The sequence below is a fragment of the Nocardiopsis rhodophaea genome (genome assembly GCF_039530945.1).
Lineage (GTDB): Bacteria > Actinomycetota > Actinomycetes > Streptosporangiales > Streptosporangiaceae > Nocardiopsis_C > Nocardiopsis_C rhodophaea.
Genome location: NZ_BAAAPC010000002.1, coordinates 241,720 through 263,488, shown reverse-complemented (window position 1 = coordinate 263,488; position 21,769 = coordinate 241,720). Strand labels below are relative to the sequence as shown.

Annotated in this window: 24 protein-coding genes; 8 read left to right on the top strand and 16 right to left on the bottom strand. The window is 66.6% G+C overall.

What is annotated here, in order from left to right; all coding sequences use genetic code 11:
* Positions 1-34: 34 nt before the first annotated feature.
* The 5 genes from ABD259_RS03070 to ABD259_RS03050 form a co-directional block, all read right to left on the bottom strand.
* Positions 35-886, bottom strand: a complete 852-nt coding sequence (locus ABD259_RS03070) for an ABC transporter permease (RefSeq protein WP_344099201.1) — start codon at positions 884-886, stop codon at positions 35-37.
* The gene (locus ABD259_RS03065) at positions 883-1,794 is read right to left on the bottom strand and encodes an ABC transporter permease (protein ID WP_344160015.1); all 912 of its coding nucleotides are present in this window, start codon (positions 1,792-1,794) and stop codon (positions 883-885) included. The genes ABD259_RS03070 and ABD259_RS03065 overlap by 4 nt, the downstream gene beginning before the upstream one ends.
* A 2-nt stretch (positions 1,795-1,796) precedes the next feature.
* Positions 1,797-3,020: an ABC transporter substrate-binding protein gene (locus ABD259_RS03060; protein WP_344099205.1), complete on the bottom strand. Its 1,224-nt coding sequence runs from the start codon at positions 3,018-3,020 to the stop codon at positions 1,797-1,799.
* Positions 3,021-3,148: 128 nt separating this feature from the next.
* The gene (locus ABD259_RS03055; RefSeq protein ID WP_344160012.1) at positions 3,149-4,300 is read right to left on the bottom strand and encodes an ABC transporter ATP-binding protein; all 1,152 of its coding nucleotides are present in this window, start codon (positions 4,298-4,300) and stop codon (positions 3,149-3,151) included.
* 16 nt (positions 4,301-4,316) lie between these two features.
* Positions 4,317-5,771: a gamma-aminobutyraldehyde dehydrogenase gene (locus tag ABD259_RS03050; RefSeq protein ID WP_344160009.1), complete on the bottom strand. Its 1,455-nt coding sequence runs from the start codon at positions 5,769-5,771 to the stop codon at positions 4,317-4,319.
* A 319-nt stretch (positions 5,772-6,090) separates the two neighbouring features.
* Between ABD259_RS03050 and ABD259_RS03045 the strand changes: the two genes are divergently transcribed.
* The 5 genes from ABD259_RS03045 to ABD259_RS03025 all read left to right on the top strand — a co-directional run bounded on the left by ABD259_RS03045 (position 6,091) and on the right by ABD259_RS03025 (position 12,383).
* Positions 6,091-7,449 carry an aspartate aminotransferase family protein gene (locus ABD259_RS03045; RefSeq protein WP_344160184.1) on the top strand — a complete coding sequence of 453 codons (1,359 nt, stop codon included), beginning with the start codon at positions 6,091-6,093 and terminating at the stop codon, positions 7,447-7,449.
* Between the two features lie 436 nt (positions 7,450-7,885).
* A complete protein-coding gene (locus ABD259_RS03040; protein WP_344099211.1) occupies positions 7,886-8,635 on the top strand; it encodes a hypothetical protein in 750 nt (249 codons plus the stop codon).
* 345 nt (positions 8,636-8,980) lie between these two features.
* Complete coding sequence (locus ABD259_RS03035) at positions 8,981-9,823, top strand: nitrilase-related carbon-nitrogen hydrolase (RefSeq protein WP_344099213.1); 843 nt, start codon at positions 8,981-8,983, stop codon at positions 9,821-9,823.
* Between the two features lie 103 nt (positions 9,824-9,926).
* Positions 9,927-11,342 (top strand): dihydropyrimidinase, encoded by a 1,416-nt coding sequence (gene hydA / locus ABD259_RS03030; RefSeq protein ID WP_344099215.1) that lies wholly within the window; start codon positions 9,927-9,929, stop codon positions 11,340-11,342.
* 33 nt (positions 11,343-11,375) lie between these two features.
* Entirely contained in the window at positions 11,376-12,383 is a 1,008-nt protein-coding gene (locus ABD259_RS03025) for a TIGR03842 family LLM class F420-dependent oxidoreductase (protein WP_344099217.1), read from the top strand.
* 257 nt (positions 12,384-12,640) lie between these two features.
* On the opposite strand, the gene ABD259_RS03020 is transcribed toward ABD259_RS03025, so the two are convergent.
* Positions 12,641-12,847 (bottom strand): hypothetical protein, encoded by a 207-nt coding sequence (locus ABD259_RS03020; protein WP_344099219.1) that lies wholly within the window; start codon positions 12,845-12,847, stop codon positions 12,641-12,643.
* A 253-nt stretch (positions 12,848-13,100) separates the two neighbouring features.
* Positions 13,101-13,574 (bottom strand): helix-turn-helix domain-containing protein, encoded by a 474-nt coding sequence (locus tag ABD259_RS03015; RefSeq protein WP_344099220.1) that lies wholly within the window; start codon positions 13,572-13,574, stop codon positions 13,101-13,103.
* A 181-nt stretch (positions 13,575-13,755) separates the two neighbouring features.
* Here ABD259_RS03015 and ABD259_RS03010 point away from each other — a divergent pair, with 181 nt between their 5' ends.
* From ABD259_RS03010 to ABD259_RS03000, 3 genes are all read left to right on the top strand, one after another.
* Positions 13,756-13,986 carry a helix-turn-helix transcriptional regulator gene (locus ABD259_RS03010; RefSeq protein ID WP_344099222.1) on the top strand — a complete coding sequence of 77 codons (231 nt, stop codon included), beginning with the start codon at positions 13,756-13,758 and terminating at the stop codon, positions 13,984-13,986.
* Between the two features lie 50 nt (positions 13,987-14,036).
* Complete coding sequence (locus ABD259_RS03005; RefSeq protein WP_344099224.1) at positions 14,037-14,867, top strand: hypothetical protein; 831 nt, start codon at positions 14,037-14,039, stop codon at positions 14,865-14,867.
* A 179-nt stretch (positions 14,868-15,046) separates the two neighbouring features.
* Positions 15,047-15,589: a DUF4352 domain-containing protein gene (locus ABD259_RS03000; RefSeq protein WP_344099226.1), complete on the top strand. Its 543-nt coding sequence runs from the start codon at positions 15,047-15,049 to the stop codon at positions 15,587-15,589.
* Between the two features lie 168 nt (positions 15,590-15,757).
* Here ABD259_RS03000 and ABD259_RS02995 read toward each other — a convergent pair whose 3' ends face one another.
* The 9 genes from ABD259_RS02995 to ABD259_RS02960 all read right to left on the bottom strand — a co-directional run bounded on the left by ABD259_RS02995 (position 15,758) and on the right by ABD259_RS02960 (position 21,736).
* On the bottom strand, positions 15,758-16,006 hold the full coding sequence (locus tag ABD259_RS02995) for a hypothetical protein (RefSeq protein WP_344099228.1): 249 nt from the start codon (positions 16,004-16,006) through the stop codon (positions 15,758-15,760).
* 118 nt (positions 16,007-16,124) lie between these two features.
* Positions 16,125-16,904, bottom strand: a complete 780-nt coding sequence (locus ABD259_RS02990) for a peptidoglycan recognition protein family protein (RefSeq protein WP_344099230.1) — start codon at positions 16,902-16,904, stop codon at positions 16,125-16,127.
* A 113-nt stretch (positions 16,905-17,017) separates the two neighbouring features.
* Complete coding sequence (locus ABD259_RS02985) at positions 17,018-17,275, bottom strand: hypothetical protein (RefSeq protein ID WP_344099232.1); 258 nt, start codon at positions 17,273-17,275, stop codon at positions 17,018-17,020.
* A 110-nt stretch (positions 17,276-17,385) separates the two neighbouring features.
* Positions 17,386-17,811 (bottom strand): hypothetical protein, encoded by a 426-nt coding sequence (locus ABD259_RS02980; protein ID WP_344099234.1) that lies wholly within the window; start codon positions 17,809-17,811, stop codon positions 17,386-17,388.
* A gap of 712 nt (positions 17,812-18,523) precedes the next feature.
* On the bottom strand, positions 18,524-18,679 hold the full coding sequence (locus ABD259_RS25785; protein WP_425573475.1) for a peptidoglycan-binding domain-containing protein: 156 nt from the start codon (positions 18,677-18,679) through the stop codon (positions 18,524-18,526).
* Positions 18,680-18,862: 183 nt separating this feature from the next.
* The gene (locus ABD259_RS02975) at positions 18,863-19,138 is read right to left on the bottom strand and encodes a hypothetical protein (protein WP_344099235.1); all 276 of its coding nucleotides are present in this window, start codon (positions 19,136-19,138) and stop codon (positions 18,863-18,865) included.
* Positions 19,135-19,764: a hypothetical protein gene (locus ABD259_RS02970; RefSeq protein WP_344099237.1), complete on the bottom strand. Its 630-nt coding sequence runs from the start codon at positions 19,762-19,764 to the stop codon at positions 19,135-19,137. Before ABD259_RS02970 ends, ABD259_RS02975 begins: the two co-directional genes overlap by 4 nt.
* Before the next feature lie 152 nt (positions 19,765-19,916).
* Positions 19,917-20,681, bottom strand: a complete 765-nt coding sequence (locus tag ABD259_RS02965) for a hypothetical protein (RefSeq protein ID WP_344160007.1) — start codon at positions 20,679-20,681, stop codon at positions 19,917-19,919.
* Entirely contained in the window at positions 20,678-21,736 is a 1,059-nt protein-coding gene (locus ABD259_RS02960) for a hypothetical protein (RefSeq protein ID WP_344099241.1), read from the bottom strand. Before ABD259_RS02960 ends, ABD259_RS02965 begins: the two co-directional genes overlap by 4 nt.
* Between the last annotated feature and the right edge of the window lie 33 nt (positions 21,737-21,769).

Genomic DNA, 21,769 nt, shown 5'->3' with positions numbered 1-21,769 from the left:
GGCGTTCCCCTCTGCCCGCTGGAGGAGGTGGCGATCAGGCCCGGCGCCGGGCCAGGACGATGTTGACGATCGCGAGCACCGCGCCGACCGCGAAGATCAGTGTCCCCATGACGTTGACCTGCGGAGGGATACCGACGCGCGTGGCGCCCCAAATCCACAGCGGGAAGGTTTGGACGTTGCCGCTGACGAACGACGTGATGATGTAGTCGTCGATCGACAGCGCGAAGGCGATCAGCCCGCCCGCCATGATCGCCGGGGCCAGCATCGGCAGCGTCACCAGTCGGAACGTGGTCAGCGGCGTGGCGCCGAGGTCGCGGGCGGCCTCCTCCAGGCTGGGGTCGAGGGTCAGGACCCGCGCCCGGACCGTGATCGCCACGAACGACACCGTGAACATCACGTGCGAGAGCAGGATGGTCAGGAAGCCGGTGGCCACGTTCATCGTGAGGAACAGCGACAACAGCGCCGCCCCCAGCACCACCTCCGGCGCGGAGATCGCCGCGAACATGACGAGGTTGGTCGTCCCCTGCCCGCGGAACCGGTAGCGGCCCAGTGCCAGGCCGAGCAGGCTGCCCAGCACGCCGGCGATCACCATCGTCAGCAGCGCGATGGCCAGTGAGTTGAGCAGCGCCGTCGTCAGATCGGGGTAGGCGAGGGCGTCCTCGTACCAGCGGAGCGTGAAGCCCTGCCAGGTGACGTTGTGCCGCCCCTGCACGTCATTGAAGCTGAACGCGATCATGAAGACGATCGGCGCGAACAGCCAGGCCAGCACCAGCCAGGTGAAGTACTTGCCCCAGTCGACGGCCCGACGCGATCGCCGCGGGGCCGGCCCCGTCCGCTCGAACGGATCCGGTGCGTCGGTGGAGACCGGGATGTCCGTAGTGCTCATCGTGCCTGCGCCTCCATGACCTGCTCGGTACCCAGCGCCCGTGCGTAGCTGAAGATCCCGATGAGCAGCACGGCCATGAGGATGAACGTGATCGACGCGGCCATCGGGTAGGCGTTGTTCACCAGGTACTGCGACTCGATGACCTGGCCGATCATCGTGTTATGTGTGCCGCCGAGCACCTTGGCGTTGATGTAGTCAGCGCTGCTCGGGATGAACGTCATGATCACCCCGGCGAACACGCCCGGCAGCGAGATCGGCAGCACCACGCGCACGAACGCCTGTACGCGCCCGGCGTACAGGTCGCGGGCGGCCTCCACCAGCCGGTGGTCCATCCGCTCCAGCACCGCGTAGATCGGCAGCACCATGAACGGCAGGAAGTTGTACGCCAGGCCGAACACGACCGCCGGGGCGGAGTTGAGCACGCGGGTGCCGTCCGGAAGCAGACCGATATCCTTCAGCGTCCCCAGTAGCACCCCGTCGTCGGCGAGCAGGAACCCCCACGAGATGGTGCGCAGCACGAACGAGACGAAGAACGGCAGCAGGAGCAGCAGCAGATAGGTCGACTTGTAGGCGCCGCCGCGGAACGCGATCCAGTAGGCCACCGGGTAGCCGATGGCGATGCACAGCAGCGTGGCGCAGCCGCCGTAGAAGAGCGAGCGCAGGATCTGTTCCCAGTACGTCGCGACCGCGTCGGCGTAGTTGCCGAACTCGAAGGTGAGGCTGAACCCGCGCACGAGGCTGCCGCTCATCAGCGACATCGTGACCATGCTGACGATGGGCACCACGAAGAAGACCGCGAGCCACAGCCAGCCCGGGAGGACGAGGAAGTAGGGGGCGGCGGCCGCGCCGCGTCGCGGTGGCGTCGGGGCCGGTCCGCCCTCGGGGGGCGTCGTCGTTTCCATGGCCATGGCTAGGACTGCGTCACCGAGAGGAACAGGGGCGTGAAGGACTTCTCGTTGTCCGTGGTCAGCGGCACGTAGTTGTGCAGCCGGGCGTAGTCCTCCTCGGTCGGGAACACCAGCGGGCTGTCGACCAGGCCGTCGAGTTCCTTCTTCTCTTTCCCTGAAGCTTCGGCGGCCTTCTCCTTCAGGATCTCCTGGGCCTCGGGAACCGGCGTGATGTAGGTGATGTACTCCGTCAGCCCGGCGGCGATCTCCGGCTCGTACAGGAAGTCCATCAGCATCAGCGCGTCGACCGGGTTCTTGGCGGTGACCGGGATCATCAGGCAGTCGGTCCAGATCGTCCCGCCCTCCTCCGGGACGACGAACTCCAGGTTCGTGCCCTCCTCGGCGTTCTGCTGGTAGATGTCGCCGGACCACGCCATGGACATCCACACGTCCCCGTTGGTCAGCGGCTGGATGTAGTCCTGCTCGTAGTACCGCCGCACGATCCCCTTGTCGCGCTGCTCCTCCAGCTTCTCCACCGCCTTCTTCCAGTCCTTCTCCGTGGACTCGGCGGGGTCGACGCCGTTGAGCAGCAGCCCGAAGTTGGCGATCTCCTGCGGGTCGCGCATCATCCCGACCTTGCCCTCGAACTTCGGGTCCCACAGGTCGGCGATGGAGGTGATCTCCCGGTCGACGTACTCCGGATTGTAGGCGATGCCGGTGACCCCCGACGTGTAGGGAACCGTGTAGGTGTTCCCGGGGTCGTACGACGTGTTCTTGTACAGCTCCCCGGCGTTGGCATCGAAGTTGGGCAGCTGCTCGTGGTCGAGCGGGGCGAGGAAGCCCAGTTCGATGAGCTTGGTGAGCTCGATGCCGTTGGTCAGCACCATCAGGTCGTAGCCGATGGACTCGCCGTTGGCCAGCTTGGGCTGGATCTTGCCGAACCAGGAGTGGTTCTCCTGCACGGCCTCGTCGTAGGTGACCTTGATGCCGGTCCGCTCGGTGAACTGCGTGAGCTGGGTGCGCTCGGAGTCCATGTACAGCGGCCAGTTGGCGAACGCCAGGCTCCCGTTGCTCTTCCGGCCCTCCCAGAAGGACGCGTCGGGGGCCTTCTTCGCTCCCTGGCCCTGCACACCGCAGGCGGTCAGGGCGAGTCCGGCGGCGGTCAGGCCGGACATCTGGAGCATGGATCGGCGGCTGAGGCGGGCGCGGGTCAGTCCGCGTGCGAGTGCGGGATCGTATCTGGTCACGGCGCTGACTCTTTCGGTGCTGGGGGATGGAACTTCCGCAGATCCTCCGTTGATCTCGACGATATCGACCGAATTCTCGACGAGATTACGTCGATATCGCCGAGATCAACGGAGGAGTGGGGGTGGTGTCAGGGGCGGGGCAGGACGTAGGCGGACTCCGGCCGCCAGGACAGCCACACCTTGTCGCCGCGAGAGCTCAGGGCGCTGGCGTCACAGGCGTTCTGGCGGAACACCACGATCTGTGCCCCGTTGTCGGCGCGGACGGTGTAGTGGGTGGTCGACCCCCGGTAGACGACCTCGGTGACGGTCCCCCGCAGCCGCGACCACTCCCCCGTCGGCTCCTCCGCCGCCAGCGTGATCTTCTCCGGCCGTACCGTCACGTCGATCTCATCCCCGGGGGCCGCGTCGGTGGCGGCGATGACACGCCCGGCCTCACCCAAGTCGAGCACGGCGCCGTCACCCCGCCGCTCCGCGACGGTCCCGGTGAGCAGGTTGGAGGTGCCGATGAACCCGGCGGTGAACCGGGTCGCCGGGCGCTCGTAGATCTCGGCGGGTGTGCCGAGCTGCTCGATGATCCCCTGGTTGAGCACGGCGATCCGGTCCGACATGGTCAGCGCTTCGCCCTGGTCATGGGTGACGTAGACGAACGTGATGCCGATGTCGCGCTGGATGCGCTTGAGCTCGATCTGCATGGCCTGGCGCAGCTTGAGGTCGAGCGCTCCCAACGGCTCGTCGAGCAGGAGCGCACTGGGCCGATTGACCAGGGCGCGGGCGAGCGCCACCCGCTGCTGCTGCCCGCCGGAGAGCCGCCCGGGCCGGGTCTTCTCCCGCCCGCCGAGCTCGACCAGCTCCACCATCTCTCCGACGCGCCGCCGGATCTCCGGCTCGGACAGCTTTTTGCGGCGCAGCCCGAACGCGATGTTGTCGTAAACGGTCATGTGCGGGAAGAGCGCGTAGCTCTGGAAGACCATGTTGACGTCGCGCCGGTTCGGCGGGCCGTGCGTGACGTCCTGGCCGGCCAGCCGCACGGTTCCGGCGGTGGGCTCCTCGAACCCGGCGATCATCCGCATCGTCGTGCTCTTGCCGCAGCCGGACGGCCCCAGCAGGGAGAAGAACTCCCCCTGCGGGATCGTGAGGTCGATGCCGCACACGGCGGTCACGGTCTCGTGGCCGGTGCGGTACGTCTTGGCGACGCCCTCCAGGCTGATGGCGGGGGCGTCTGCCCGCGCCGCCGCGTCGGCCGCCGGGCGGGCGGGGGTCTCGTGCAAGGTTGCCGCCATGGTCCGTGGTTTCCTGTCAGTCCTGGCCGATGTAGCTCATCACGTGCTTGATCCGCGTGTAGTCCTCCAGGCTGTAAAGGGAGAGGTCCTTCCCGTAGCCGGAGTGCTTGAACCCGCCGTGCGGCATCTCCGCGACGAGGGGGATATGGGTGTTGATCCAGACGCACCCGAAGTCGAGCCGCCGCGAGACGCGCAGGGCGCGGGCGTGGTCCCGGGTCCACACGCTGGAGGCCAGTCCGTAGCGTACCGAGTTGGCCCAGTTCACGGCGGTGTCCTCGGAGTCGAACCGCTGCACGGTGATGACCGGGCCGAAGATCTCGTCGGTGACCATCTCGTCACCCTGCCGCAGGCCGGACACGACGGTGGGGGCGTAGAAGTAGCCGCGCTCACCCACCCGTGACCCGCCCGTGAGCACCTCGGCGTGGTCGGGTGCCCGGTCGACGATGCCGCTGACGCGGTCGAGCTGGTTCGCGTTGTTCAGCGGGCCGTAGTCGGCGTCGGTCACCTCCGGTCCGGCGGTCGTGGTCTTCGCGGCCTGTTCGGCGAGCGCCGCGGTGAGGTCGTCGTGGACGCCCGGGGCGGCGAGAACGCGGGTGGCCGCCGTGCAGTCCTGGCCCGCGTTGAAGTACCCGGCCCCGGCGATGCCCTCGGCCGCTTTCTCGATGTCGGCGTCGTCGAACACGATGACCGGGGCCTTGCCGCCCAGTTCCAGGTGGAGGCGCTTGAGGTCGGCCGATCCGCTCCGCGCGACCTCGAACCCGGCACGGGTCGAGCCGGTCAGCGAGATCAGCCGGGGTGCGGCGTGCTCGACGAGGGCGCGTCCGGTATCGCGGTCGCCGGTGACGACGTTGAAGACGCCCGGCGGCAGGAACTCCGCGGCGATCTCGGCGAGCAGGAGCGTGGAGACGGGTGTGGTGTCGGAGGGCTTGAGCACGATCGTGTCCCCGGCGGCCAGCGCCGGGCCGATCTTCCACGCGGCCATCGCCATGGGGTAGTTCCACGGCGTGATCTGGCCGACGACGCCGATGGGCTCGCGGCGGATCCAGGAGGTGTGGTCGGCCATGTACTCGCCCGCGGCCTTGCCCTCCAGGGTGCGGGCGGCACCGGCGAAGAACCGCAGTGCGTCGGTGACCTGCCAGATCTCCTCGTCCTTGGTGGCCTGCACCGGTTTGCCGCAGTTGCGGACCTCCGCCGCGACGAGTTCGTCCGCTCGCGCCTCGACGGCGTCGGCGAACTTGTTGAGCGCGATCTGCCGTTCCGCCGGGGTGGTGTCGCGCCAGCCGTTCTCGAAGGCGTCGACGGCGGCGCGGAAGGCCGCGTCGACGTCGGTGGCCGCGGACAGCGGCGCCTCGGCGAAGACCTCCCCCGTGGCCGGATCGACGATGTCGGTGGTGCGGCCGTCCGCGGCGTCGACGTAGGCGCCGTTGACGAAGTTGCGCAGTCGCCGGGGCGGTTCGGGGTGCTGGGACACGCGCCATCTCCTCTGCTGGTCTGCTGGTCGTCGAGCGGGGTGACAGGGGTGCGGGGGGTGCGGGGCTGTGGTTGGGTCGCGGATCGGTTGTGATTCGCAACACTGACAGACACCCTCGACCTGCGCAAGGGATTCCGCAGTAAAAATCGGTTTCCACCACTGATACTTGACAGAACTCGATCCAGTGCGACTATTTCATTGGGTCGACCACCGGATGGTCCCCCGCGACGACCGGCCACCGAACGGCTCACGGTCCCCGCGATCTCCACACCACCCCAGGGGGAGCCACGTGACAGCACAGCCAACCGTCGGCCGCTCGATGCCCGAGCTGCAGCAGGCGGCCAAGGACCACCTGTGGATGCACTTCACCGAGATGGCCTCCTACGTCGACACCGACGTGCCGGTCATCACCCACGGCGAGGGCGCCTACGTCTACGGCGCGGACGGGCGGCGCCGCCTCGACGGCCTGGCCGGGCTGTTCGTCTCCCAGGTCGGCCATGGGCGCACCGAGATCGCCGAGGCCATCGCGGACCAGGCCAAGCGGCTGGCCTACTTCCCCATCTGGACCTACGCCCACCCCGCCGCCATCGAGCTCGCCGAGCGCCTCGCCACGCTGGCCCCCGGTGACCTGAACCGGGTTTTCTTCACCACCAGCGGATCGGAAGCGGTGGAGTCGGCGTGGAAGCTGGCACGGCAGTACTTCAAGGCCATCGGCCAGCCCACCCGGCACAAGGTGATCAGCCGCCGGATCGCCTACCACGGCACGTCGCTCGGCGCGCTGTCGATCACCGGCGTGCAAGCGCTGAAGACCCAGTTCGAGCCGCTGGTGCCCAGCACGGTCCAGGTCCCGAACACCAACATCTACCGCGCCCCGACGCACGGCGACGACCCCGAGGCCTTCGGCCGCTGGATCGCCGACCAGATCGAGGAGGCGATCGTGCAGAACGACCCGGCGACCGTCGCCGCGGTCTACCTGGAACCGGTGCAGAACTCCGGCGGCTGCTTCCCCCCGCCGCCCGGGTACTTCGCGCGGGTGCGGGAAATCTGCGACCGGCACGGCGTGCTACTCGTCTCTGACGAGGTGATCTGCGCGTTCGGGCGGGTCGGCGCCTACTTCGGCGCGGAAAGGTTCGGCTACCTGCCGGACATGATCACCTTCGCCAAGGGGGCGACCTCGGGATACGTCCCGCTGGGCGGGGTCATCGCCCGCGAGCGACTGATGGAGCCGTTCCATCGCAAGGGGGCGGCGTTCCTCCACGGCATCACCTTCGCCGGGCACCCGGTGGCGGCCGCGGCGGCACTGGCCAACCTGGACATCTTCGAGAAGGAGAAGCTGCTGGACCATGTCCGGGGCAACGCACCGGCGTTCCGCGCCGCCCTGGAGAAGCTGCTCGACCTGCCGATCGTCGGGGACGTGCGCGGCGACGGCTACTTCTACGGCATCGAGCTGGTCAAGGACAAGGCGACCAAGGAGACCTTCACCGGCGAGGAGGCCACCCGCCTACTCAAGGGCTTCCTGTCGCCCGCGCTGTTCGACGCGGGACTGATCTGCCGCGCCGACGACCGCGGCGACCCCGTCATCCAGCTTTCGCCGCCGCTTATCTGCGGCCCGGAGCACTTCGACGAGATCGAGCGAATCCTGCGCGGGGTCCTCAGCGAGGCGTGGAGCAGGATCTAGCCCGATACGGAACGAACGGAACGAGGGGTTCGTCCCGACCGCGGGCCGAACCCCTCGCGCATTCCGCAACCCCCTCTCCGGCAACGAAAACCGACGTTTCCCCGGCCTAGATTCGACGCTGCTCCCGCAGGGGTAGAATCCCGCTGAGCGGACATTCAACGGACAATCGGTACGACTCCGACATACCCTCCCACCTGCGCAGCTGATATCAGCTTTCCGGCGTGTCCTGCATCAAGAACTCCTATTTCGGATGTTCACATGTACGCAGAGATGACGCTTTTGACGGTTCATGTCTCGTCACCGGGCACGCGTCGTCTTTACCGAAATTGGGGGGAAATTGATGCGACCCATAATCGGAATGACAGCGGTGGGAATCACATCGGCCGTCGTCGCCCTCGGGGCGCCCACCGCCCTGGCGGAGGACGAGAGGGTCCGGATGCCTGCCACGGAACCGGTGGCCGAGCCGGTGACGGACAAGGCAGAGAAGACCACCAAGGTGGCTGAGATCCTGCCTGACGTCTCGGAGCTCCAGTCCGGCACCAGCGGCAAGTCTTCCGCCAAGTCGTCCAGTAAGGCGCCCAAGGGCTCATCCAGTGAGTCCTCCGGCGCGTCGTCGGGCAAGTCGGGGAAGTCGGGAAAGAAGCCGGCGAAGGAGCCGGTGAAGAAGCCGGCCAAGGAACCGACGCAGGAGTCGTCCAGCGACACGCCGTCCGCGTCGGGCGACTCAGGCGATAAGAAGGCCTTTCCGCCGCCGATCGTTCCACCCGAGCCGTTCATTCCGCCGTTCGACATACCGAAGCCGTTCTCGCCGTTCGACATCCCGGGGCCGCCGCCGCATCCGTTCGACGGTCATGGCGGGCCTCCTGGGTTCAGCCATCCTGGCGGGTTCGACGGCTACTACGACGGCTACGAGCCACCGCCGAAACCGAAACCACCTAAGCCACCCAAACCACCGAAACCGAAACCAGAGCCACCGAAGCCGGAGCCGCCCAAGCCGAAACCGCCCAAGCCGGAGCCACCGAAGCCGGAGCCGCCAAAACCGGAGCCACCGAAGAAGCCCAAGCTTCCGGTGACCGGTGCGCCGGTCGCGGGGCTCGGACTCCTCGCCATGGGATCCGCCACGCTGGGCGCCGCGCTGATGAAGCTCACCAAGCGCCGTCGCCCTCGCGGTCGACATGCGCGCTGACCCGGGACGCTTCTCTCATAACTGAGGAGCCGACCAGTGGGGGCGAGGCGGTGGCGATCCGCTTCGCCCCCATCTGCAGTCGATCACCGACTAGCGCCGCCACCGGTGGAGGTGCTGGTCGGAACCTACAATCCTCCCCACCCACACGCGACGGACATTTCACCCAAAATGCCGTGAATCCGAATCCTGGAAACACGACCGCCTTGCGAGCGAAACATCGCACGTATTGACCTTTATGACATTGCGTATCTAAGTTCGACGCACGCGGTCCGATGCGCGTCCGCAACCACTGCCTTCCTGAGCGGAACCCCCTGCACCAGGTCGGCACAGCGCAAAGGAGAGGCCATGCCGCACACCGTTCGTGCCGCACTCGTACAAACGGAATGGACCGGCGACACAGCGTCCATGAACGACGCGCATGAGGCCTATGCCCGCGCCGCCGCCGACCAGGGCGCCAAGGTCATCGGCTTCCAGGAGGTCTTCAACGCCCCCTACTTCTGCCAGGTGCAGGACGAGGAGCACTACCGCTGGTCCGAGCCCGTCCCCGACGGCCCCACCATCGTCCGGTTCCAGGCGCTGGCCAAAGAACTGGGCATGGTGATGGTCCTGCCCGTCTTCGAGGCGGAGGGACCCGGCTTCTACTACAACACCGCCGCGGTCGTCGACGCCGACGGTTCCTACCTCGGCAAGTACCGCAAGCACCACATCCCCCAGGTCCGCGGCTTCTGGGAGAAGTTCTACTTCCGTCCCGGCAACCTCGGCTGGCCGGTCTTCGACACCGCGGTCGGCCGGATCGGCGTCTACATCTGCTACGACCGGCACTTCCCCGAGGGGTGGCGCGCCCTCGGCCTGGCCGGTGCACAGCTGGTCTACAACCCCTCGGCCACCCACCGCGGCCTCTCCGCCTACCTGTGGAAACTGGAGCAGCCGGCCGCCGCCGTCGCCAACGAGTACTTCATCGCGGCGATCAACCGGGTCGGCGTCGAGGAGTACGGCGACAACGACTTCTACGGCACCAGCTACTTCGTCGACCCGCGCGGGCAGTTCGTCGGCGACGTCGCCTCCGACTCCAAGGCGGAGCTGGTGGTCCGCGACCTCGACTTCGACCTGATCGACCAGGTGCGCCACCAGTGGGCCTTCTACCGCGACCGGCGGCCGGACGCCTACGGCCTGCTCACCGAGGGCTGACCGGGACCGCGGAGGAGCCGATCCGCGGACCAGTCGAGCAGAAGGGCCAGCAGCGCAGTGCGGCAGCGGATCGGGCGAACGGCGAACAGGGAGGCATATCCATATGAGCGACACCGGCCGAACCGTCATCCGCGGCGGACTCGTCGTCAGCGCGACCGAGGAGGTGCACGCCGACGTCCTTGTCGAGGGCGAGCGCATCACGGCGCTGGCCGCCACCGGCAGCCCCCTCGCCGAGTCGTGGACGTCGGGGGACGCACGTGTCATCGACGCCGCCGGGCACTACGTCATCCCCGGCGGAATCGACGCCCACACCCACATGGAGTTCCCCTTCGGCGGGACCCAGTCCAGCGACACCTTCGAGACGGGGACCCGGGCCGCCGCCTGGGGCGGGACCACGACGATCGTGGACTTCGCGGTGCAGTCCGTCGGCTCCTCGCTGCGCGAGGGCCTGGACACCTGGCACGCCAAGGCCGAGGGCACGTGCGCCGTCGACTACGCGTTCCACACCATCGTCTCCGACGTCACCGACGCCACCCTCAAGGAGATGGACAGCCTCGTCGACGAGGGCGTCACCTCGTTCAAGATGTTCATGGCCTACCCGGGCGTGTTCTACAGCGACGACGGCCAGATCCTGCGCGCCATGCAGCGCGCCGCCGACAACGGGGCGCTGACCATGATGCACGCGGAGAACGGCATCGCCATCGACGTCCTGGTCGAGCAAGCGCTGGCGGCCGGCAAGACCGACCCCCGCTACCACGGCGAGGTCCGCCGCGAACTGCTGGAGGCAGAGGCGACGCACCGCGCCATCCAACTCGCCCGCGTCGCCGGGGCGCCGCTGTACGTCGTGCACGTGTCGGCGTCCGAGGCGGTGGCCGAGCTCGCCCAGGCGCGCGACATGGGCCTCAACGTCTTCGGCGAGACCTGCCCGCAGTACCTCTTTCTGACCGTCGACAACCTGGCCGAGCCGGGCTTCGAGGGCGCGAAGTACGTGTGCTCGACTCCGTTGCGGCCGGCGGAACACCAGGCGACGCTGTGGCGGGCGCTGCGCACCAACGACCTGTCGGTGGTCTCCACCGACCACTGCCCCTTCTGCTTCGCCGGGCAGAAGGACCTCGGCCGCGGGAACTTCGCCAAGATCCCCAACGGGCTGCCGGGGGTGGAGAACCGGATGGACCTGCTGCACCAGGCGGTGGTCGACGGGCACATCTCCCGCCGCCGGTGGATCGAGCTCGCCTGCACCACCCCGGCGCGCATGTTCGGGCTCTACCCGCGCAAGGGGAGCATCTCCCCCGGCGCCGACGCCGACATCGTCGTCTACGACCCCGACGCGCGCCACACGATCTCGGCGGCGACGCACCACATGAACGTCGACTACTCCGCCTACGAGGGCAAGCGGGTCACCGGCATGGCGCGCACCGTGCTGTCGCGGGGACGGGTGATCATCGACGACGACGCCTACATCGGCAGTCCGGGCCACGGGCGCTATGTGCCGCGTTCCACCTGCGACTACCTCATCTGACGCTTTTTGGACGTTGACCTTCGGGGAGGAACCGTGGATTTCGGTCTCGTACTCCAGACCGACCCGCCAGCCGAAACGCTGGTGGAACGCATGCGCAGCGCCGAACAGGCCGGGTTCAGCCACGGGTGGACCTTCGACTCCTGCGTGCTGTGGCAGGAGCCGTTCGTCATCTACAGCCGCGTCCTTGACCGCACCGAGCGGATGGTCGTCGGCCCGATGGTGACCAACCCGCACACCAGGACGTGGGAGGTGACCGCCTCCACCTTCGCCACGCTCAACGACATGTACGGCAACCGCACGATCTGCGGTATCGGGCGCGGCGATTCGGCGATGCGGGTGGCCGGGCGGCGGCCCGCGACGCTCGCCCGGCTCAGCGAGGCCATGCACGCCATCAAGGAACTGGCCGAAGGGCGCGAGGCCGAGGTCGACGGGTCGCCCATGCGGCTTCCGTGGGTGCGCGACGGCCGCCTGCCGATGTGGATGGGAGCCTACGGACCCAAGGCGCTGGCCCTGACCGGGCGCCAAGCCGACGGGTTCATCCTGCAGCTGGCCGACCCCTACCTGACCGAGTGGATGATCAAAGCCGTGCGGGAGGCGGCGACGGAGGCCGGACGCGACCCGGACGACGTGACCGTCTGCGTGGCGGCACCCGCGTACGTCACCGACGGCGGCGCGGAGCAGCGGGCGCACGCCCTGGAGCAGTGCCGCTGGTTCGGCGGCATGGTCGGCAACCACGTGGCCGACCTGGTCGCCCGATACGGCGAGCACTCCGGCGTGGTGCCCGAGGCGCTCACCGCCTACATCAAGGAGCGGGAGGGGTACGACTACCGCCACCATGGGCGGACGGGCAACCCGGACACGGCATTCGTGCCCGACGAGATCGTGGAGCGGTTCTGCCTGACCGGCCCGGCCGAAGCGCACGTCGAGAAGCTGCGGCGGCTGCGCGAGCTGGGCGTGGACCAGTTCGCCGTCTACGCGATGCACGACGACATCGACGGCACGATCGAGGCCTACGGGAAGCACGTCATCCCGGCGCTGTGACGCGGCGGCCGGGGCAGACCCGGGTCGGGCGCCGCTACTCCGGCGCACGGCGTCCGGCCCGACACTGACTCCACCGTCGCTTGCCCGATCATGGGATGACAAGGAGCGCGAGGACCTGCGCCTCACATCACTCCTGTCTCACGAACCATCGCCCGCCCCGCTCGCGATCAGCGGCGCCGGCGCGGGGCCAGCGACCATGGGGCGATCGGCGGTCACCTGAGGACGGATCCCGGCGCCCCGCGCCCGGGGGAAGTACTTCACCCGCGGGCGTCCCCCCGCTGGGACCGCCCCTCCAGCCAGATTCGGAGCAGCATCCGCTCGCGGGGGGACAGCATCCGCCGTGCGTCGATCATGACGGCATCGGGCTCCGCCTCAGGGGAAATGAGGACGAGCACGCCGACAGCCCGTCGCACGACACTCAGTGGCGTCGACATGCCGCTGGTCACGTGGATGTCTAAGTCCACGCCAATCGACTCCGTCTCGGGGCAGTCTGCCGCCGTCAAATCAGGCTCCCTCTAAAGGCATCCGTTCGTGGAGGCGCCGAAAGGCCGACGCATCACCCGTAGATGATCACCCAAAGCGACGATTTTGCAAGTCCTCTTGTCTATTCGTACGCGTATTCGATCACCTGATCCCCCCGTTTAGGGGGTTCTGGGCCTGCTCATAGCCCCGCTTTCGGATGTGACCATATGTGGCCACCACGCAGCGTAAACCCACTCACTCCCGCCAGATGATCCCGGCCATGTCCATCAGCTGATTGAGTTCGCTCTCGATCTGCTCGCGCGAGCGCTGGTCGCGGACCACCTGGGAGACAGTGACGGGATTTCCCCTGATCATCCGCGTGAGGTGGTAGACGGGATACCCGTCCTGGATCGTCCACGAGAGCCCTTCTTCCGTCGGTACGGACGGCACCGAGCGGTCGACCGGAGGCGCGGCCACCGGCGGCTCGCCACCGCCGAGGACCGCCCGGATCGCCCCCGGGGCCCACCCCAGGGTCTCTTCCAGCCGACGGATCGTGAGGTCCCGCGGGAAACTGCGTCCGCGACGAATGTCACGCAGCGCCTGCTCCGAGGTTCCCGCCCGAACAGCGACGTCCTTCCAACGCAGCCCTAGTTCGAGGCGGCGCTCGTCCATAGCGCGATCCAGCAGGTCGTAGTTGGAGCCAGGGGCCGGGGAGGTGTCGTGAGCCATGACCCAAGCTTAAGCCAAATTGAAGCTATATAGGAACAACTTTGGCCCAGTTTCGGTTTACCGCCGGTCAGACCAACCGCTCAATCCTTCGCCGCCCCAGTAACCGCCACGCATCCACCCGCGCCAGAAGTTGCGCCAAATAACCTTTTATTCGCGCCAAACTTTTGCTAACTTTGCTCGCATGATCGCTCATCGCATCGACCGGACCGCACTCCGCCGCATCCGTGAACGCAAGGGCTACAGCGTCCCCGAACTGGCGGAACACGTTGGAGCGAGTGCTCAGCACCTCTACCGCATCGAATGGGGCCAACGGCAGCCCTCCCCCCGCCTGTACCGGGCGCTGACCCAGGTACTCGAAGCCGCCGAGGGCGACCTGCTCATCAGCGACGCCCCGCCGGCCCACGCGTCCTGAGCCCCTGGATCCCGCCACTCTCACCACCCAGTCACCAACGAAGGAAACCCATGACGCCATCGCCCACGTCCACCGACCCCGCCACACCCGGTGCCGAACCGCTCTGCGAAGTTCCCGACTGCGACTCCCCCCTCACCGATGACTCTCCGGTCTGCGCCGGATGCGGCTACGAGTTAGCGATCGCCCTCCACGCACTGCACGGCGGACCGCGCGGCAACGACCGCGGCCTCGACACCGAACTGGACCTGGCCGTCACGCGGCAGGGCCGCACCGGCGAGAGCAACATGGGCCGCCGATCCTCCACCACCGTGGTGGACTTCGATGAACGAGCGAGCGAAACCGTCGACGTCGTCCGGAACACGCTCTCGACATGGGTGCGCATGCTCCACGGCGAGGTGGGCGGGCGCCTCCCCAACGACACGCTGGGCGACATGGCCCGCTGGCTGGAACGCTTCATCGACTGGATCCGCCGCTCGGACTTCGGCGGCGAGTGCGTCGACGAGATCACCGCCGCCGTGCGGCTCGCCGAGCGCACCGTCGACCGCCCGGAGCAGCGGGTCTTCGCCGGCCAGTGCCGCACCTGCGGCGCACCCTGCTACGCGCGCCCGGGCTCGGAGAGGGTGCGCTGCGGCAGCTGCGGCGATCAGCACGACGTGGGCACCGAACGCGAACGCATCCTACGCGAGGCCGGTGACCGGCTGGTCACCGCCGCCGAAGCCGCCCGCGCCCTGCGCGCCATCGGCCACGAGATCACCGACGCCATGATCCGCGGGTACGCCCGTCGGGGACACATCCGCGCCGAGGAAACCGGCAGCGCCGGCCGCCCCCTCTACCGTCTCGGCGACGTCCTCGCGATCGCCCTGCCCGACTCCGCAGCGTGAATCATAAGGCGAACACCTCGGAAAATCCTTCACTCAGCGTGACCGACGCTTAGGGGCGGCATCCGGTTGTCATGGGGTCCACATGTGGACATTTGGGTGGTTTGTTGACGTGTGACTGATTTGGTCGACGTAGATTCGTCGGGTCGCAACTGATTCAACGAAAGCAACAGGAGTCCCCCGTGCACGGACAGCACATGCCGCCCGAACCGAAGAAGAGCAAAGCCTGGCTGTGGGGCTGCCTCGGCTGCGGAGGGGCAGCCCTCGTCCTCCTTCTCGTGGGCGGCGGATGCATGGCGATCCTCGGCAACTCCGCCGAGGAGGTACTGAAGGACGGCTCCTCGAACTCGGCCCCCTCGGGCGGCGACGGCGGAAGCGACGAGGCCGCCGAAGACGGCCCCGTGAAGATCGAAGCCGAGTCGACCGAGTTCACGCCCAGCGTCCTGCACAACGGCGGGGACTTCACCAGCGTGAAGGTGACCGTCTCCAACAACGGCGATGAGAATGTCGACGTCAACGCGGCCTACTTCTCCATCACCGACACCGACGGCACCAAGCACGACGCCACCAAGGGCATGATTGAGGACGAAAACGCAATCGAATCCGTCACCCTCGCCCCGGACGAAAACGTGTCCGGCGTCATCACCGGCGAAGGCTCCTTCACCCCTGCCAGCGTGACCTTCGACATCCCCTTCGGCGAGACCATCAAGGTCGACGTCAACTGACCCAACAAAGAAGTCGCCCCCGGCCCGAAGGCCGGGGGCGTGGTGGCTCAGTCGAGCCCTCCATAGATACACGTCGTGCTTACCCGACGACTCGAACTCAGTGTCTAAAACCGGCGCGATTCCCACGCGGAGTGCCGAGACCGACTCCTCGCCAGGCTGGTCGTGGCGTCACATGCCTCCATGTCCCTCCACGCGCCGCCCCGCCCGATAGCCATCCAGACGTTTGTGCACGTAGGCGGCAACGGCGTACCCGGCCCCAGCCAGCGCGGTGGTGGCGACCGTTTTCAGCGTGAGCGCATCCGCGGGGCCGGTCAGCTGGGATACGGCCGTCCCCGCGCCGGTCAGCGCAACGACGGCGATCGCCTGTACCAGGGATCTCAGAGCGACCCGTCTGGCCTCATTCTCACTCCCCGACATCGACACGTCGCGGCTCCCTTCCATGGAAAGAGGCCCCGGCGTACGGGACCTCGCATCATCGTGTTTGTACATTCGGGTGCGCTACGGCTCCCGACTCCTTAGCGGACGGGTATCCGTGTCAGGTCACGGGAGCTATCCAGGCGGCCTCCCAGGTCCTATTGCCGATGAGACCGTCGACCGAGAGCCCCTTCTCCCGCTGGAACTGCCGAGCGACGCGCTCCGTCCGCGGCCCGTAGAGACCGTCGGCCGCGATATTCCATCCGCGGTCGCGCATGCGCTGCTGCCACCGTCGGAGATCGGACCGGTGCGAGTAATACCCCGATACCATCCAGTTCGGGCCCGTACGCGGACCGAACGCCCATCGCGCCGGAAGCGGAAACGACGGAGCCTCCGCCGCCCCGAGGCGCTGCTCCGAGACGGGAGTGCTTGGCCTCCCGTCCACCGGCATCCCGGCCTTCACCCAGGCATAGAGCTCGTCCCCCGGGCACGATGTGCTGTTGATGTCACGGTGACCGCGCATCGCCAGGACCCGCCCCGCCCTGCGGCACGCTTCCTCGTACAGGGCACGGATGCTCCGCTTCGCCGTGTCGGTCGCATCACCGTCGCGGCCGATGAAACACACCCCGATCCCCTGTACGTTGCGCGGTGCCGCATGGGCGCCGACCACGTTCCAACCACGGCCCTCGTAGACAACGCCCGCCCGGTCGACGAGGAAGTTGTATCCGATGTCGGCCCACCCGTTGGAATCCATGTGAAAATCCTGGATCTGCCGCGGTGACTGTGTGGTCGGCCCCTCCGAGTAGTGCACGGTGAACTCAGTACGCCGCGACCACGAGACCCGTCGGCGGTTCCGCGCACCGCGCGCGCCCCACGCAGAGCGCGGTCGGATGGAGACCATAGCGATTCCCTCCCTGTCTGCTCGCAAAATCGGGCCCTGGCAGAAGAGCCAGGGCCCGAAAACAAAAAATCTCCCCGATTTTCACCATGGGAGACCTTCAAGAGAATGACGAACTACTCAGGAAATGAGAACTCTGGGTCATATCCGCTCGCCGCGATATGCTTGGTCGCCTCGATAGGACTCACCTTGTGCAAGACCGAACAGAAGGCGGTGACAGCCCGGTCAATATCCTCCTCACTGTAGACGGAAACCCGATCATTCCCTTCGAGGGAGAGACGAAGGGAGCCCTTGTAAATGATGATGTCTTCCATTTCCGGAAGGAACCTCATATTGTAGTAGGGCATCCCCTTGCGGCCAAAACTGAAACTCATAATCTACATCCTTCCTTTTCTATCAATTGGGACAAGGTGCTGGATGCCGCAAGGTAAGCGACGGCACCTCGCCCACGTTTTGAGGTCATGCAGGCGGGGGCGTCCTGGAATCAGACAAACTTCTCCGCCTGGGACACGGTGCCCGTCCCGTGGCTGTACAGAAGTGAGACCTTCGATGACTGTTTCTGGTGCGTCTCTGTCCGCACGCGCCAGTAGCTCCACGAGGAGCGGCCCGAGTAGTCGAGAAACTGCGTCCCATCGATGGGGAACTGGACGCGCTGTATACGGCTGGGCTTTCCGTACGGGAGGGACCAGGTCCCCACCGTGTGCCGCTGACCGCTCGTGTGCACCACCAGTTCCAGCTCTCCCGCCGCGTACCACGTACGCGCCAGAAAGGCGAAGGTGACGCTGGTGTGCTGGAACACCGCCCAACACTGCGCAATGCTCCAGAAATCGGGCCCGAATACTTCACTGATATCCCAGTCGATCTCGCCGTCCCGATAGGTGATCCCGTGGGTGGCGACGGGCATCGCCACTGTTTTCCCCAGTTGGCATAAGGCAACTCCCTCCATTAAAAAAGCCCCACCATGGGGCAGGGCCGTGAGGCATCGATGAGCATCGGGGCGAGCAGACATTCGCCACAGCGAAATCCGCACTCGCCCCGACAGCAAGGGCGCCACAACCCGAAGGCAGGGGCACCCAACTAAGAATACGTATTGCTATTAAATAATAGCGTGTCAGCGGCGACAGATGAATGATCTAAAAAATACTCTCATCCAATCGATCACTAAATACGATACCCCACACCGAAAGTTCCATCATCGTCATAGTAAAACTCTTCGCCTTCCACATATTCGTCCTCATCAGCAGGGTCATCCTCGCCTGCACAAGGGAACGACTCACTGGGGGATACAGCCAAAACTACGGTCCTTCCTACCTGTCGTGTCACAAAGCGAGCCGAAGGGAATATGCGGAGCACCGGGGCGTCGAGACCGATGTCCGCCGCATGGCAGAGGGAAGAGACTCCGAATGAATCCCTGCCCAAGAACAACCATATGCGGATCATAATCACCTAATGGCGATCTATACCCTAATGTCACCGTGTATCCGCATGCGCCGAGGATCTTGGCCAGAGTCGGCCATCGCGGACGGAAGCACTCCTCAAACTCCTCATGCGGATATGATCAGCGTCCATCAGCTCAGGTCACACGGATGGCGCGACTTGGCGGCACTCGACCCGGCCGTCTTTCACGTGATGGAACTCACCCAGGCCGCTTCCCATGTCGTCTTGACAATTAGGCCGTCGACCGTGAGTCCTTTCTCTCGCTGGAACTGACGAGCGACCCGTTCCGTCCGCGGCCCGTAGAGCCTGTCAGTCGTGATACTCCAGCCGCGGCCGCGCATGCGCCGCTGCCACCTCAGTAAATTGGAACGGTGCGAGTAGAGCCCCGATACCATCCAGTTTGGCCCACTACGCGGGCCAAACGCCCATCTGGTCGGCAGCGGAAAAGTCGGCGCCTTTGTTCACCCCGGCCGATTGCGCAGCAATGGAGTCGGTCGACCTTCTGTCCACCGGCATGCCCGACTTCACCCCGGCGTAGAGCTGGTCACCCGGACACGACGTGCTGTTGATGTCACGATGCCCGCGCATCGCGAGCTTACGCCCCGCGCGTCGGAGAGCGCGGACGCTGGAAACGCGTATCGCCGCCTGTCAATTGCGTCGACGCGGGTTTCGAGTTCGGTAACGCGGCGCTCCATCCCGTCGAGCCGCACACCTATCGCGGCCAGGGATCCTGAGATCTCGCGGACTTCACCATAGACAACGGTGATGGCGACCACCGCATACGGGCGTTCATCGCTCATTGCACTGGTTCGGCCTGCGGGACTCGTCCCGCCCCATGGCTGTAGAGGACCGCGACGTTGAGTCCGGACGAGCCATCATCATGTGTGGTCGCGACGAGTTCCACGAGAAGAGGTCCGGAGTAGTCGAGAAACCGCCTACCGTCAATGTCGAACCGTACGGTACGTCCCGTGGAGGGGCCGCCCACCGCTACACGTCGCACACCGACGCTATGGGCGGTTCCACCCTGGTGGACGAGCAGTTCGAGCGTCGCATCCCTGGGTGCGGCCGACGCGAGGAAGGCGAAGCTGATGACGGTGTGCTGGAACACCGCCCAGCACTGCATCAGGCTCTGTCTGCCTCCACCGAACGCGTGGGCGTCCCAGCGAACCTGACCCTTGTCGAAGGTGATCCAGTGGGTGGCGACCGGCATGACCGGGCGCGCGAGCCCGACGCCCTCGGGTCCTTCGGCCACCACCGCGTTACCCACCTGGTCACGCAGAGCCCACTGCCCCGCCTCACCATCCGCGGCACGCAGATCCAAAACCGCGGAACCATCCTTGGGACGGCCCAGCCACAACCGCGCACCGCCGCCCTCATCGTCACTGCCCACATGCAGCATCCGGTCCCGCTCACGACGGCCCGCCACCTGCAGACTCCCACCACCCCCAACCAAAATCCCCGCAGCACGAACCGCAGCGAACCGCACCCGCGACTGCGCGGCGGTCCGCGCTATCTTGAGCCGTCGCTGCAGACCCGACCACGCACTCGACCAATCAGGGGGATACGCGGGGACGGGCATTACACCACCCCCTCAGGAGGCTCCGGAGCTCGGCCGCCGCCCTCGTTGTAGAAAGGGGTGACGTTCATACCCATGTTGTCGGACAGGCAACGCCCCTCCAGCTCGACGAGGACAGGCCCATTCCGGCCGAGAAAAGGTGCCCCGTCAACGACGAACCGCTCTGTCACCGCATTCTCCATACCGACTGTCTTCGGGATATCGCGCACGCCGATGACGGTCCCGTCCACAAGAAACCGGATCTGACCCTTGCCACTCAGCCCGAAAGCCTTGAAATAGAAAGTAACCGCAGTGTGTTGAAACACCGCCCAGGAGAGCATCATGCGCTGCCATGATCTACTCGTCGTGCTCGGCCAGAACTGAGCGCTCGACGTGATCCAGTGGGTGGCGACCGGCATGACCGGGCGCGCGAGCCCGACGCCCTCGGGTCCTTCGGCCACCACCGCGTTACCCACCTGGTCACGCAGAGCCCACTGCCCCGCCTCACCATCCGCGGCACGCAGATCCAAAACCGCGGAACCATCCTTGGGACGGCCCAGCCACAACCGCGCACCGCCGCCCTCATCGTCACTGCCCACATGCAGCATCCGGTCCCGCTCACGACGGCCCGCCACCTGCAGACTCCCACCACCCCCAACCAAAATCCCCGCAGCACGAACCGCAGCGAACCGCACCCGCGACTGCGCGGCGGTATAGGCGGTGCGGGCCTTGCGTTGTATCTCGTTCCATCGGCTCGACCAGTCGGGGGGATACGCCGGCGCCATCACGCAACCTCCGTTCCGTTCGTTCTCCCGCGTTCGGACTCGTACTCCTCCACCGATCCCCCGGTGGGTTCCTCGAAGATCAGGTTCGCCTGTTCCTGGCCGCTGGAGCGGGACACCGGGGTTACCTCGATCCCGATGACCCGCCACGACTTAGAGAACGTGGGCCGCCCCGCGACCAGAGGGAACCAGTCGTTGACCAGGGTCAGCCGCGCTCGGTCACCGAGGTTGTCGGGCGTGAACGACGTCGATTCCCCAAGACGCACCGTGACCTGGGGAAAGCGAACAGCCCCGGAACTGCGGCGGGTCCACCATCGGGCATAGTCATCCAGGGTGTCGCGGTCCGTGACACCCTGATAGTCGACCGTTCGCTCCAGGAGCGGCCACCCGGCCTCGCGGTAGCGAGGGTCCTCCCACCGCCGCGAAAGCGACGGCTCGGAATCCTCGCTGAGGTCGTCGTTGGGGGTGTCGCCACGTGCCCGCCAAGACGTCGCGACATCCCCGGCATCGGCCGGATAGGACCAGGAGAGGACGTCACCGGGCTGCGCCCAGATGTGATCGGTGACGTCCTGCCCCAGTCGCTGCGCGACTGTGAACTCGCGTACCCGTCGACCGCTTTCCGGGTAGGTACGGATCATCCACTCCGGGCCGTCCAGGACATTGGACAGCTCCTCCAGGCGTTCCCCGTAGGTCGCCGCTTCCGAAGAGCGATACCGGCGGTCCCGCAGGACGGCGGAGAAGTCCTCGCCGCCGAGACGGAATCCGATCGGACGTTTCAGCTCCATGTGGGCGACCAGCCCGCGCGCGATGTCGAGCTGGTCGGTCCGCTGAAACTCCAGGTCCTCACGGACTTCTCGATGGTAGAGATAGCTCTCCAAGGAGGCACCGCTGATGTCAACGGTGACCCGTCCGCGTTCGTCGCTCTTCGGCTCGGCCGACCAGATCACATAGCTGCCCCACATCTCGGCTCCCCGCCACACGTGCACGACGGTGCGACCGGGGCCTGACGAGAGGTCGCCGTCGTAGCGACCGACCACCCTGGCGACCCTTTCTGCAGTCACGGAATTTGTAACTGGAATCGATCCGGAGAACGT

Bases quoted from the DNA above. Each gene is read 5' to 3' on its own strand.
- ABD259_RS02985 (WP_344099232.1), bottom strand. From the start codon at position 17,275: ATGAGTTTCAGTTTTGGCCGCAAGGGGATGCCCTACTACAATATGAGG.
- ABD259_RS03065 (WP_344160015.1), bottom strand. From the start codon at position 1,794: ATGGCCATGGAAACGACGACGCCCCCCGAGGGCGGACCGGCCCCGACG.
- ABD259_RS03070 (WP_344099201.1), bottom strand. From the start codon at position 886: ATGAGCACTACGGACATCCCGGTCTCCACCGACGCACCGGATCCGTTC.
- ABD259_RS03005 (WP_344099224.1), top strand. From the start codon at position 14,037: ATGACGCCATCGCCCACGTCCACCGACCCCGCCACACCCGGTGCCGAA.
- ABD259_RS02995 (WP_344099228.1), bottom strand. From the start codon at position 16,006: ATGTCGGGGAGTGAGAATGAGGCCAGACGGGTCGCTCTGAGATCCCTG.
- ABD259_RS03045 (WP_344160184.1), top strand. From the start codon at position 6,091: ATGCCCGAGCTGCAGCAGGCGGCCAAGGACCACCTGTGGATGCACTTC.
- hydA (WP_344099215.1), top strand. From the start codon at position 9,927: ATGAGCGACACCGGCCGAACCGTCATCCGCGGCGGACTCGTCGTCAGC.
- ABD259_RS25785 (WP_425573475.1), bottom strand. From the start codon at position 18,679: ATGCGCGGCCGCGGCTGGAGTATCACGACTGACAGGCTCTACGGGCCG.
- ABD259_RS03015 (WP_344099220.1), bottom strand. From the start codon at position 13,574: ATGGCTCACGACACCTCCCCGGCCCCTGGCTCCAACTACGACCTGCTG.
- ABD259_RS03055 (WP_344160012.1), bottom strand. From the start codon at position 4,300: ATGGCGGCAACCTTGCACGAGACCCCCGCCCGCCCGGCGGCCGACGCG.
- ABD259_RS02975 (WP_344099235.1), bottom strand. From the start codon at position 19,138: ATGAGCGATGAACGCCCGTATGCGGTGGTCGCCATCACCGTTGTCTAT.
- ABD259_RS03010 (WP_344099222.1), top strand. From the start codon at position 13,756: ATGATCGCTCATCGCATCGACCGGACCGCACTCCGCCGCATCCGTGAA.
- ABD259_RS03040 (WP_344099211.1), top strand. From the start codon at position 7,886: ATGCCTGCCACGGAACCGGTGGCCGAGCCGGTGACGGACAAGGCAGAG.
- ABD259_RS03035 (WP_344099213.1), top strand. From the start codon at position 8,981: ATGCCGCACACCGTTCGTGCCGCACTCGTACAAACGGAATGGACCGGC.
- ABD259_RS02990 (WP_344099230.1), bottom strand. From the start codon at position 16,904: ATGGTCTCCATCCGACCGCGCTCTGCGTGGGGCGCGCGCGGTGCGCGG.